Source organism: Psychrosphaera aestuarii (assembly GCF_017948405.1).
GTDB classification, from domain to species: Bacteria; Pseudomonadota; Gammaproteobacteria; order Enterobacterales; family Alteromonadaceae; genus Psychrosphaera; species Psychrosphaera aestuarii.
This window is the reverse complement of the sequence record NZ_CP072844.1, coordinates 1153643-1166157: the sequence shown is the minus strand read 5'-3', so window position 1 is coordinate 1166157 and position 12515 is coordinate 1153643. Positions and strand designations below refer to the sequence as shown.

At 39.4% G+C, this 12515-nt stretch carries 11 protein-coding genes; 8 read left to right on the top strand and 3 right to left on the bottom strand.

What is annotated here, in order from left to right; translation table 11 throughout:
* Positions 1–159: 159 nt before the first annotated feature.
* On the top strand, positions 160–1062 hold the full coding sequence (locus J9318_RS05275; protein ID WP_210562013.1) for a DUF3530 family protein: 903 nt from the start codon (positions 160–162) through the stop codon (positions 1060–1062).
* 5 nt (positions 1063–1067) lie between these two features.
* Here J9318_RS05275 and djlA read toward each other — a convergent pair whose 3' ends face one another.
* The gene (gene djlA, locus J9318_RS05270) at positions 1068–1913 is read right to left on the bottom strand and encodes a co-chaperone DjlA (protein ID WP_244731918.1); all 846 of its coding nucleotides are present in this window, start codon (positions 1911–1913) and stop codon (positions 1068–1070) included.
* Between the two features lie 178 nt (positions 1914–2091).
* Between djlA and J9318_RS05265 the strand changes: the two genes are divergently transcribed.
* The 7 genes from J9318_RS05265 (at position 2092) to J9318_RS05235 (ending at position 10841) form a co-directional block, all read left to right on the top strand.
* Positions 2092–4353, top strand: a complete 2262-nt coding sequence (locus tag J9318_RS05265; protein ID WP_210562012.1) for an LPS-assembly protein LptD — start codon at positions 2092–2094, stop codon at positions 4351–4353.
* A 15-nt stretch (positions 4354–4368) separates the two neighbouring features.
* Positions 4369–5658 carry a peptidylprolyl isomerase SurA gene (surA, locus tag J9318_RS05260; RefSeq protein ID WP_244731915.1) on the top strand — a complete coding sequence of 430 codons (1290 nt, stop codon included), beginning with the start codon at positions 4369–4371 and terminating at the stop codon, positions 5656–5658.
* A complete protein-coding gene (pdxA, locus tag J9318_RS05255) occupies positions 5658–6656 on the top strand; it encodes a 4-hydroxythreonine-4-phosphate dehydrogenase PdxA (RefSeq protein ID WP_210562004.1) in 999 nt (332 codons plus the stop codon). Before surA ends, pdxA begins: the two co-directional genes overlap by 1 nt.
* Positions 6657–7508: a 16S rRNA (adenine(1518)-N(6)/adenine(1519)-N(6))-dimethyltransferase RsmA gene (gene rsmA / locus J9318_RS05250; protein WP_210562002.1), complete on the top strand. Its 852-nt coding sequence runs from the start codon at positions 6657–6659 to the stop codon at positions 7506–7508.
* 5 nt (positions 7509–7513) lie between these two features.
* The gene (gene apaG, locus J9318_RS05245) at positions 7514–7876 is read left to right on the top strand and encodes a Co2+/Mg2+ efflux protein ApaG (RefSeq protein ID WP_210561996.1); all 363 of its coding nucleotides are present in this window, start codon (positions 7514–7516) and stop codon (positions 7874–7876) included.
* Between the two features lie 10 nt (positions 7877–7886).
* A complete protein-coding gene (locus J9318_RS05240) occupies positions 7887–8711 on the top strand; it encodes a symmetrical bis(5'-nucleosyl)-tetraphosphatase (protein WP_210561994.1) in 825 nt (274 codons plus the stop codon).
* Positions 8712–8828: 117 nt separating this feature from the next.
* Entirely contained in the window at positions 8829–10841 is a 2013-nt protein-coding gene (locus J9318_RS05235; protein ID WP_210561992.1) for a methyl-accepting chemotaxis protein, read from the top strand.
* Between the two features lie 104 nt (positions 10842–10945).
* Here J9318_RS05235 and J9318_RS05230 read toward each other — a convergent pair whose 3' ends face one another.
* Positions 10946–11425 carry a glutathione peroxidase gene (locus J9318_RS05230; RefSeq protein ID WP_210561991.1) on the bottom strand — a complete coding sequence of 160 codons (480 nt, stop codon included), beginning with the start codon at positions 11423–11425 and terminating at the stop codon, positions 10946–10948.
* A gap of 23 nt (positions 11426–11448) precedes the next feature.
* Entirely contained in the window at positions 11449–12483 is a 1035-nt protein-coding gene (locus tag J9318_RS05225) for a LacI family DNA-binding transcriptional regulator (RefSeq protein ID WP_210561989.1), read from the bottom strand.
* Positions 12484–12515 lie beyond the last annotated feature (32 nt).

Below are 12515 nucleotides of genomic sequence, written 5' to 3'. Positions count from 1 at the left end.
TTGATTTTTCGTTTACTTTTCATAATATCCGGAAAAGGGTTTCAGATTCCTGGACATATGCCGATATGAGTAATTAGTAGCGGCTCCATTGAGATTTATATGTATTCTAGCGTGTTAAAACTAGTTTTGTTGATAACTTTTATGCTTAACAGCTATTTAGTGTCTGCCACGACGGGTTCTGACACAACAAAATCTACGTTATCAGAACAACTCGATATTGGCTCGCTATTGTTTCAAGATTTAAAACGCTATATTCCAGATCAAAATATAAAAGTACTCGAAACAGTATCGAATAATCAATTTATCGCACTCCATAAAGAGCAAACCACTGGGATCCCCAAAGGTATCGCTTTTATTTTACCCGATATAAATCAGACTATTTTTAGGCAAGCCACCACAAGCGCGTTGTACCAAGACTTGGACAATTATGGATGGACAAGTATTTCATTAACTATGCCATACGTTGCGGAAATTAGAACTAAACTTACTGCGGAACAAAATCAAAGCAATACTCAACCAGACCCGGAAGCGCCGAATACCAACGCAAACGATACTACTGAAGTAGAGAACACAGACACACCAAATAATTACGCCGAATACCAAGATGTACCGACAACATTTGACGATGCACTCAATGAGCAACTCGAACTAGAAATTGGCGAAAGACTCGACTCAGCGTTTAATTTTGCTCGTTCTTTTCCCGGCTTTTATCTAATGATATGTGAAGGAAAGTCTTGTTTTTGGCTAACCAACCTAATAGAAAAAAATATTGTGCCACAACCTGATGCACTAATAATGATAGGTGCACATATGCCTCAAAAAGAACTTAATTTGAAATTTGCTGAACAAGTTGCTAAAGCCGAGTACCCGGTTTTAGATATCATTTTTGAGCGAAGTAACCACTGGGCTATCGCAGTTAAAGAATGGCGACAAAAAATGGCGCGCAAAAACTTTAAAACGAATTATAGGCAACGTGAACTGACGTACTTTTTTGACTATAAAGATCAGCAACGTCGTGTAATAAAAGAAATCTATGGTTTCACAGTGGCCGTGGGTATGTAGCGCGTTTAGAAGTCACGCGCTTTTTTGATTATTTCATAGGCTGACTGAATGTCTTGAGTTTTTTGTTTGGCGACTTCCATCATTTCCGGTGGTAAACCTTTCGCGACTAATTTATCCGGATGATTCTGCGACATAAGCCTTTTGTATGCGCGTTTTATATCTCTAACGGAATCTCTATCACTAACCCCGATAACAGCATAGGCATCAAGCAAACTTGGCGCTTTCGCTTGAGAAGCTGAATTATCTTTACGATCGTATTGTTTATATTTTTCTTGTTGTTGCTGCTTGTAGTTTTGAAAGCGCATTTCCGCTTCCCACATAGCAATAAGTTGAGTCAAATGCCGTTTATTAAAACCTAACTGCTTGGCAATATCTTCAAGTAAATTATATTCAGCCGGTTCTAATATCGAATCTGAATAGGCAGTCTGAATTTGAATTTCTAGAAAAAACTGACATAAATCACGTCTATTGCCAAAGTGCTCTTTAAACTGCTTAATTTTCTTTTTTAGTGGAAACCCAAGAAGCTTACCTTCGCGAAATGCGTCTCTTGCCTCTGCAACTTGCTGCTCAGACAATCGCATTTGAGCCATAAAATCGTTAGCAGTTTTAATATGTTCCGGCGTAACACGGCCACTTGATTTGGCCATCTGCCCCATTACTGAAAATGTTGTATAAAAGAAGATCGATTGTTTTGCATCATTACTGATTAACCATTCTTCAACATTGCCTTTGTCATTCATTCGCTGCATTGCTTTATCGAATAAATGCCCAATCCACAGTCCAACTAGCGCACCTACAAAGTGTCTAATTAACAAGAATCCAAATACTGTACCTGCAATTTTTCCTATCACTACAATTCACTTCCAACTAATAAAACGTTTAAACCGGATTATTTATACTCAAATTCCGTTCGTTGCGTAGTATACAGTAAAAAAATCATATAGAATTCATCGGCTATTAAAATTATTTTTCGCCAGCGAATTTACGCGTTCCACGCTTCTGGTATGGTTGATTGAGGTTATCGAAAGTTTGAACAAGCAAACAAAAAATACAGCGTTATTTTTCACCCTATGGTTAGCATCTTTGCCGACCTTAGCGGAGACAGTCTGTCAACAACCTTTACAATCCAAAAAGGCTCTTTTATCAGTGTCTAATGGTTTTTCAAATACAATTCCAAATGATACGTTTATTGTTCAAAGTGACTCCACTGATATCATCAGAGGTGAGCGAATCCAATTTGATGGTGATGTCATCATCTTTCAAAAACAGCAAACCGTGCAAGCGGACCAAGCTACTTTCGATGAAGAAACAGGGCAATTTTTAGCGCAAGGTAATGTTGAATTAACGTCAAAAACGGCAACTGTATTTGGCGAGTCAATTTTCATAGACGAAAAAAACAAAAACTTTGAACTGCTCGATGCCGACTATCGATTTGGCTTTAATGCAGGTCGCGGTACTGCGCAGTCTTTCGCGATAAAAGATAACAATCAGCTTTCTTTAGACTCTGCGACGTTTACCACTTGTCCAAGCGACGACCCAAGTTGGTTGTTTCAGTCCAGCGAAATAAACATCAAACAAGATGAAGGCTGGGGCGAGGCATGGAACACGGTATTTAAAATTGCTGATGTACCTGTTTTATATGTGCCTTATATTACTTTCCCACTAACTGACGTAAGAAAAAGTGGATTACTTTTCCCTGAGTTTGGCAGTTCTAGTAGATTTGGAGCTTATTACGCGCAACCTATATATTTTAACTTAGCGAGCAACTACGACTTAACGCTAACTCCTGTCTATATGTCTCAGCGAGGGTGGCAGCTCGAAAGTAATTTTCGTCATTTGTCAGAGTCATCAGATAATATTTTGCAGCTCGAATATATTAATGAAGATCAACAGTATGTAGAGCTAGAAGAGCGTTATCTAGGCTTTATTCAACATGAATCAACGTTAGGTAAAAATTGGAATTTACAAGTTCAGTGGACAGAACTCAGTGATGATAACTATATCAGTGAGTTTAAGAGTGACTACCACCATCAAGCGGATACTCATCTAAATAATTTTGCGTTTTTACGCTATACAACCGACACGTTGCAATTTAACCTATTTACACAAGATATGGCTGAACTTGGACAGCATGATCCCTCGTATAAAATTCCAGTGCAACTCGATGCTAACTGGTCAACTTTTGCAGATGGTAATGGCTTCAAGGCTCAGATGAAAACCAGCTATACTCAGTTTAGTAATAATAAGAAGAATGTTTATAAAGTAGACCGTCTTCACTTAGAGCCGGAGCTAAGTTATCAATATTACCAACCTAGCTTTCAATTTGAGTCAAGTATCTCGTATCTTGCAACTCGCTATGAGCAAGAGTTCAAAGATGATTTAAACAAAAACACGGTTGATCGAGGCGTTGGTAAATTTAGATTACTTACCGGGCTAAGCTTTGAAAAACAAACGAGCTACTTTGGTAAAAACGTTAGACAAACATTAGAGCCTAAACTGCAATACGTTTATGTAGAAAGTGCAGAACAAAGTGAGATCGGGCTATATGACTCTCAGCGTTTAAAAGAAGATTACTTCGCCCTCTTTCGTGATCAAACTTATTCTAGCATCGACCGTATAGAAGCAATGGATCAAGTAACCCTGGGCGTATCGACCAGTATTTTTGATGAACAAAACCAAGAATTATTTCGCTTTGGCATAGGACAAGTTCATAAATTCTCGACTGTTCAGCTAAATGAGGGAACTAATGTAGAGTCAACTGCCTCTAAGCCTGCACTAGCAATAGAGGTTTTTGGTCAGTTATCAACAAACTGGCAAATAGACGGTGGTATTTTATATAACCGTGATACTAGTAAAGTTGATACCGGCTTTATAGCGTTAGACTATTGGTTAGATGAAAATAAAAACATCCAGTTAAATCAACGTTATGTGCGCGATGTGGCGGATATTACAATTAACCAAACCGGTTTGTTTGGTAGCTATAAATTAAATGAGAATTGGTCGGTAGCAGCCAGTTATCATTATGATTCAGAAAGAAATATTAATTTAGATGGGCTTGTGGGATTTGAATATCGGTCTTGTTGTTGGAGTGTACAAGTTTCGGCACAGCGTCAGGTAGTTTTGGATTTAAACAATCCCGATTTTAACGTAAATTCTAATGTTGAGTATGAAAATGGCATCAGCATTAATTTCACATTAAGTGGTTTAGGTGGCGACACGGCATCAAGGATATCAAAAATGTTCTCAAACAGTATTTTTGCATATCGCCGACCATACCTAATTACAAAATAACGAATGAGAGTAAATATGTTTAGAAATACGTTTATGGCTAGTCTAGTAGCACTTACTGCACTTGCAAGTGTTACTGCAAATGCAGAATTAAAACGATTGGACAACGTTGCAGTTATTGTAAACGACGGTGTAATTTTGGAAGGTGAAATTAAGTCGATTGTCGCTGATGTTAGAGCCAAAGCTGCACTTGCTAACCAAGTATTACCAAGTGATAAAGCACTAAGAGCTCAAGCAATTGATAAATTAGTTTTAACTAGCATCCAGTTACAAATGGCCGAACGCATGGGTATTCAAATCAGTGATGCCCATTTGGACTCAGTATTACAAAGCATCGCTGAACGTCAAAATATCTCTGTTGATGAATTTCGCCAACAGCTAGAATCAACAGGCGAAAACTTTGAACGCTATAGAGAAGAGCTACGTAACGAAATCGCTTTAAATGAAGTAGTACGCGCCAATGTTCGACGTCGTGTTAATGTTTCGGAGCAAGAAATTGACACACTGGTAAAAATAATTGAACAGCAAACGAGCAAAGAAGAATACCAAATTGGTCATATTCTTATTGCTGTGGACAGTAATGCGACACAAGCAGAAGTTGAAGAACGACGAGACGTAGCAGATAAAGTAATTGAATTATTAAACGAAGGTAGTGACTTTAAACAAGTAGCAATTGCTAGCTCATCTGGCATTAAGGCATTAGAAGGTGGTGACTGGGGTTACATGAGCGTGAATGAGATGCCTTCGTTATTTTCTGAAAATGTTAAAGGTCAGCCAAAAGACTCACTTGTAGGACCATTGCGCTCTGGTGCTGGTTTTCACATTGTAAAAATCCTTGATGTTCGAGGTCGTGAAACGGTAGAAATTAAAGAGGTGAATGCTCGCCATATTCTACTAACCCCTTCTATAATATTGAGTGAAGAAAAAGCCAAAAACATGCTTAATCAATTTGTGAGTGATGTAAAAGAAGGTAAAGCTGATTTTGCAGAATTAGCCAAAGAACACTCCGAAGATCCTGGCTCAGCATTGCGTGGCGGAGACTTGGGATGGGCAAACCCTGATGTTTATGCTCCCAATTTTAAAGACACTATCGCCGAGTTAAAAATAGGAGAATTTAGCGCTCCATTTAGAACACAATTCGGTTGGCATGTCGTTCAACTAATGGACACAAGAAAAGCAGATACCACAGAAAAAACTAAAAAAGACCGTGCTTATCAAATAATTTTTAAACGTAAATTTGCCGAAGAACAAGAGTCTTGGTTACGTGAGATTCGAGAGCAAGCCTTTATCGAGGTCATCACTGGGTAATGATTAATATTCCTAGAATTGCAATCACACCGGGCGAGCCTGCTGGCATAGGCCCGGACTTAGTATTAAAAGTAGCCCAGCAAGAGTGGCCCGCGCAACTAATTGCGTTGGCCGATATGGAGCTTCTGCAACAGCGTGCCAGCGTTTTAGGTTTAAATATTGTCCTAAAGACTTTTGATGAAACGCAACCGCCAATACAACACACTCCTGGCGAGTTATTTATTGTTCCTCACGAGCTTGCTAAACCTGCACAAATTGGTGTACTTGATGAAAACAATGGTCGATATGTAGTAGATACTTTAACGACTGCCAGCGTTGGCAACATGAGTGGCTTGTTTGATGCTATTGTTACCGGCCCAGTCCATAAGGGCATTATAAACCAAGCTGGCGTTCCCTTTAGCGGGCATACTGAGTTTTTTGCTAATCACTCAAACACATCAGATGTAGTTATGTTACTAGCGACTGAAGGGTTACGAGTCGCACTAGTTACTACACATATTCCGCTAGCTTACGTAGCAAAAGCAATTACACCTGAACGTATAAGAAAAGTAGCAACGATTTTATACCAAGACCTTCAAATTAAGTTCGGTATAAACAAACCCAAAGTATTAGTTTGTGGCTTAAACCCGCATGCCGGTGAAGGTGGGCATTTAGGTAAAGAAGAAATAGAGATCATAGAACCTATATTACAAGAACTGAACAACGAAGGTATGGAGTTTATCGGCCCTTTACCTGCCGACACGCTCTTTCAGCCTAAATATTTAGATGATGCAGACGCGGTATTGGCCATGTATCACGACCAAGGTTTACCCGTTTTAAAATACAAAGGGTTTGGTAACGCGGTCAATATTACCCTAGGCTTACCTTACATTAGAACGTCAGTGGACCATGGCACTGCTTTAGACTTAGCAGGAACCGGAACTGCAAATACAGGAAGTATGGAAGTTGCAATTGCACACGCTATAAAAATGGCATTAGAAAACAAGGCTAAACGCTAAATGAGCAAACATAAAACATCAAATAAAAAACATTTTGACCCAGCAAAAGGCATTCATCAAGGTCACAAAGCGAGAAAGCGTTTTGGTCAAAACTTTTTAACCGATGAAGATATTATTGAAAGAATTGTAAGAGCTATTGCCCCAAAAGAAGGCGATAACATTGTTGAAATCGGTCCAGGTTTAGGTGCTATAACTGAGCCTGTTGCAGAGCGCACTGATATCCTTAACGTTGTTGAGCTTGATAAAGACCTTGCTGAGCGACTAAAAACCCACCCTTTTATTGGCAACAAGCTAAACATCTATCAAGCCGATGCGTTGAAGTTTGATTTTAGCCAAGTCGTGCGTGAAGATAAAAAACTAAAAGTGTTTGGTAATCTGCCATACAACATTTCGACACCATTACTGTTTCACCTATACGAATACCTCGACAACATCGAAAACATGCACTTTATGTTACAAAAAGAAGTTGTAAACAGAATGTGTGCCGCACCTAACACCAAAGCCTTTGGCCGACTAAGCGTAATGACACAATACTACTGCCGAACTGTGCCTGTTACCGATGTTCCGCCATCTTCTTTTGTGCCACCACCAAAAGTAGACTCTGCTGTAATTAGATTAATACCTAAAGAACACGATGCACGAAACCAAGTGTCGCCAGCGATGTTAAATACTGTTTGTTTAGAAGCCTTTAATCAACGCCGAAAGACGCTTAGAAACAGCCTGCAAAATATCATAACCGTAGAACAACTAGAGTCTTTAGGTATTGATGCCACCGTACGAGCGGAAAATTTATCTCTCGATGATTATATTAAAATCGCTCAGTGGTATGAAAAATCAAAGAGCGAAAACTAAAAAAAATGGATATCGAAGTAAAAGTTGTAACTAGAGACATCCCAGAGCAAAGTGATGCTTCACAGCATCGTTTTGTTTTCGCCTACACGATTACTATTACAAACAATGATGCTTATAGCGCCCAGCTGCTGGGCCGATATTGGCTTATCACTGATGCAAATGGTAAAAAAACCGAAGTTAAAGGAGCTGGCGTAGTAGGTGAACAGCCAACTATTGAACCTGGCGAAAGTTATACATACACCAGCGGGTGCATACTGGAAACCGAAGTAGGCACTATGGAAGGCTTTTATGATTTTAAAACCGACACCAATAGCATCCAAGTACCAATTCCTGTATTTCGACTAGCTGTTCCAAATATATTGCATTAAGGAAAAGTTCGTGGCCGATTATTTTATCGGAGATATCCAAGGGTGTTTTAATGGATTACAACATGCTCTTGCTGAAATAGGTTATTGCGGTGGCAAAGACACTCTTTGGTTAACGGGTGATCTAGTCGCGCGTGGTGAAAACTCGCTAGCAACAATAGCGTTTATTATTAAAAACGATAGCCATATTCGAACAGTACTAGGAAATCACGACCTACACTTACTGTCCGTTGCAAATCAAGTAAAAAGTGCAAACCCAAAAGACAAACTCCAAGATTTACTGTCCTCTCCTAACATTGTCAAAATTTGTGATTGGCTTCGACACCAGCCCCTTTTATTAGAATTACCCGATGGTTCTGGTTTTATGAGCCATGCTGGACTGCCCCCTAATTGGTCAATTGGCGACGCGAATATATTTGCAAAAGAAATACATAAGCAGCTAATTCATAAAGATTATGTCAGCTTTTTAAAAAGCATGTACAGCAATAAGCCGGACTTTTGGCAACCAGATTTATCAGTTTCCGAACAACTGGTCTATGCTGTTAATGGCCTAACTCGAATGCGTTATTGTACAAAAGAAGGTAAACTGGACTTGTCTTATAAAGAGGCGCCTAACACTTTATCTCCAGACTCAAAACTCGTGCCTTGGTTCGAATTTCAAGCTGATAGATTTAATGATACTAAATGGGTATTTGGACATTGGGCGTCACTAATGGGGCAAAGTGTTAATCCAAACATTATCCCTTTAGATACAGGATATGTTTGGGGCAATTACCTAACTGTCTTAAATTGGCAAACCAAGCAAACATTTAAAATAATGGCTGAGCGCAGCCCTTAGACGTGGTAAATTTACCGAACAACCGAGTTGTTTAAACAATTTAATCTAATAAAAATATAAATTTGGCCGATAACCTTTGAATAATTAAAAAGTTAGCAGTCCGCACATGGAGAACTTATGAAATTAACCGTTGCAATGAGAGTAATTGGAGGCTTTTCAATTACAGCTATTCTATTACTATTTTTAGGATTTAGCTCAGTTGCAGTTTTAAATGACATTTCGAAGTCGACAGAAACCGTAAATAATCTTTCTGTTCCTGCGATGGAGTCAAGTGCAGCTTTACAACAACAGTTTGTTGCTATGAGTAAAACCACACTATTAGATTATTATGCGGACAATTACAATGACATTGAAGGTTCCGTCGCTACATTTAATAGTCAAGCTACGGAAATGGACAAGGAGCTAAACAGCCTCACTTCAATTGTCGCCGGTGTTGATATTTTGGAATCACAAGTTCCAAAAGTTAAAAAGTCATTCCAAGAATTTACCGCATCTGCATACCAACTTTTTACCGCCAAAAAGAACACCCTAGAGTTAGCTGATAAAGTGATATCACAACTAGAAGAAACTGAGTTTGCAGCTGATGATGCAGCAACTCTTATTCTTGATTTCACAGACTTAAATGAGCTTCCGAGTGATAACCCAGCAGCCCAAGCTGCAACTAGCATAGAAGCAAATATGCTGAGCATTATTACGGCTATTACAGATATCAGTAAAAACAACAATAGGGATACGGTAATTACTATTCGTAAAGAGCTCGACTTTTTACAAGACAATATGAATAAATCAGTCGCGGTTTTAAAAACTGAAACGGCCGGCAAAGGTTATGAGGGTGTATCATCTTTACTTGAGCAAATCGACCTTGTAAACAGAATGATTGATTCAAATGACTCGGTTGGAGCAACAAAAATTGCGTTACTAAATAAAATCGACGAAACCAGAGTGCTATTAAATAAAACGACTCAACTTTCTGAGCAAAGTATTGTTCAACTTAAGTCTTTAGGTACAAAAGTAAAAGAAGAGTTGCAAATAACTACCGAGAGCGTGAAGGACGCAGTTGGTAATGGTGTATCGCAAAACTGGGCGGTAATGGGCGTGTCATTATTGTTTTCGATTTTCATCGGTTATAAAACCGTTGTGCGTGTCACACGACCTTTAAGCGAAGTAAATGAAGTACTTAATGTTGTATCAACTGGTGATTTAACTGTTAAATTAGATGATAGCAATAATGATGAATTTGGTGAATTAGCGAAAAACTGTAACAAGCTAATTGATAGCTTACGCGAACTGATCCACGGCATTGTAAGCCGTTCAAACCAACTTGCTACCGCGTCTGAAGAAACCTCTATGGTTGTAAAAGAGTCAACTGTCGCAATAAACGAGCAACGCTCCCAAGTAGAGCAAGCAGCAACAGCGACAACGGAAATGGCAAGCACGTCGTATTCTGTTATGGATAGAGCTAACGAAGCATTAGCCGATATAAAACAGGCTGACGAAGATGCCGAACGCGTTAAAACAATCTCTGATAACAACAAACAAACCATCTTAAGCTTAGCTAGCGAAATAGAACAGGCTTCTGGCGTTATACATGAAGTAAACGAGCATAGTGCAGCCATTGGAGGCATCTTAGACGTTATCCGTGGTATTGCCGAACAAACAAACTTACTTGCTTTAAACGCCGCCATTGAAGCTGCTCGCGCCGGTGAACAAGGTCGAGGTTTTGCGGTCGTAGCTGATGAAGTTCGTTCTTTAGCGAGTAAAACACAAGAGTCGACTCAAGAAATACAAAATATGATTGAGCAGTTACAACGCGGTTCGAAATCAGCCGTTAGTGTAATGAACCATAGCAAAACACAAGCTGACTTGTGTGTATCACAAACAGAGCAAGCAACATTAGCACTGAATAACATTACCGATTCCGTTCACCAGGCTAATGACATGAGTGAACAAATTGTTTCTGCGGCCAAAGAGCAAAACCAGGTTAGTAACGAGATTAGTGAACGTCTTGAGTCGATAGTTGCTATTGCAGAGCAAACCGCCTCAGGGGCAACACAAACTGATTTATCCTCTCAAGAGGTGGCTCGTTTGGCTGAAGAGCTTAGACAGTCTGTAGAGCAATTTAGGCTTTAATTCGGTTCAATTTAATCTTTTATACGATAATAAAAAAACGCCCTTGGGCGTTTTTTTTATGCAAAGAAGTGTCATCCTATCTATGAATCAATGTGAACTTGCCACTACAGCAACTTCTCAATTTTGGCTTTTAATTTTTCAGGTTTGGTTGTTGACCCAAATCGCTCAACTACATCACCTTCTTTATTGATTAAAAATTTTGTGAAATTCCATTTAATGCCTTCTGTACCAAGCACACCTGGCTTTTCAGATTTTAAATGCTGATAAATTGGATGAGCATCAGGGCCGTTCACATTAATTTTTTCAAACATTGGAAAATTAACCCCGAAGTTTAAGCGGCAGAACTCTTGGATTTCGCTGCTCCCACCTTTTTCTTGCTCGCCAAACTGGTTGCAAGGAAAGCCCAAAATAACTAGTCCTTGATCTTTGTATTGCTCATAAAGCTCTTGAAGGCCGTCATACTGCTTTGTAAAACCGCACTTACTTGCAGTGTTAACGACTAGCACAACCTTGCCTTTATAGTCTGACATCTCAATTTTTTCGCCGCTAATTGATGTCGCGGAAAAGCCATAAAACTTGCTCATTGGAATCCTTATTTATACTTGAATTATTGTTTTAAATTAGCGCCACATGAGTCCCGAACAATGAGCTCGGTTTGCATAAAATTACTCGATGTTTCTTCACCATTAATCAATGCAACCAACTTATCAACCAATAAGACGCCAGCTTGAGCTGAGTCTTGTCGGCATGTTGTTAACGCAGGTTTTGTATACCTAGCAACCGGAATATCGTCAAAACCTACGATCGCTATATCCTCTGGAACTCTTACGCCTTTATCTTCTAACGCGCGAAGAACACCTGTCGCAATCAAGTCACTCGCCACGACAATTGCATCAATATCGGTTTTCGTACTTAGTAGACTGGTTGTAGCTAAATAGCCTGCTTCTTCAGTATTCACAGCATCTCGCTGAAGATTTTTGTCTACATTTAACCGAGCTTCTTTTAACGCAGCACAATGCCCCTGATATCGAGCAAGAAACTCGGGGGAACCATCATCAACGTTGCCAACAAATGCAAACCGTTTTCTACCTAAACCGACTAGGTGTTCTGTAATTTGCTGCCCGCCATGAAAGTTGTCACAGCCTATAGAACTCGCTTTAACACTTTGTGTTTCCGCTCCCCAGCGAACAAATGGCGTGCCATGATTTACGAGTTCATGTAGCTTCGACTCGTAGTCTAAATAATTACCATAACCAAGTAAAATAAGACCATCAGCCTTATTACTATCTTTAAAAACAGAGTGCCAATCAGCATCTAATTCTTGAAATGATACAAGTAAGTCATATCCAAGTATTCCGCATTCTTTCGTGATACTTCCTAACATAGAGAGAAAAAACGGATTTACTAAGGAGTCATCACTGCTGGGATCTTCAAACAATAACAATGCAAGTGTAGTACTGGTTTGCGAACGCAAGCTGCTAGCGTTTTTATCAACGGTATAGTTCAACTCTTTCGCTATTTCGCGAATTTTTTCTTTGGTTTTTTCGCTGACTAGAGGGCTATTTCTTAACGCCCTCGATACCGTAGATTGAGAAACACCGGCTCGATAGGCGATATCAAATGAGGTTGCTTTACCTTTCACAAATAATCCACATATGTAGGGAATGATAGTGT

Bases quoted from the DNA above. Each gene is read 5' to 3' on its own strand.
- rsmA (WP_210562002.1), top strand. From the start codon at position 6,657: ATGAGCAAACATAAAACATCAAATAAAAAACATTTTGACCCAGCAAAA.
- pdxA (WP_210562004.1), top strand. From the start codon at position 5,658: ATGATTAATATTCCTAGAATTGCAATCACACCGGGCGAGCCTGCTGGC.
- apaG (WP_210561996.1), top strand. From the start codon at position 7,514: ATGGATATCGAAGTAAAAGTTGTAACTAGAGACATCCCAGAGCAAAGT.
- J9318_RS05230 (WP_210561991.1), bottom strand. From the start codon at position 11,425: ATGAGCAAGTTTTATGGCTTTTCCGCGACATCAATTAGCGGCGAAAAA.
- surA (WP_244731915.1), top strand. From the start codon at position 4,369: ATGTTTAGAAATACGTTTATGGCTAGTCTAGTAGCACTTACTGCACTT.
- J9318_RS05235 (WP_210561992.1), top strand. From the start codon at position 8,829: ATGAAATTAACCGTTGCAATGAGAGTAATTGGAGGCTTTTCAATTACA.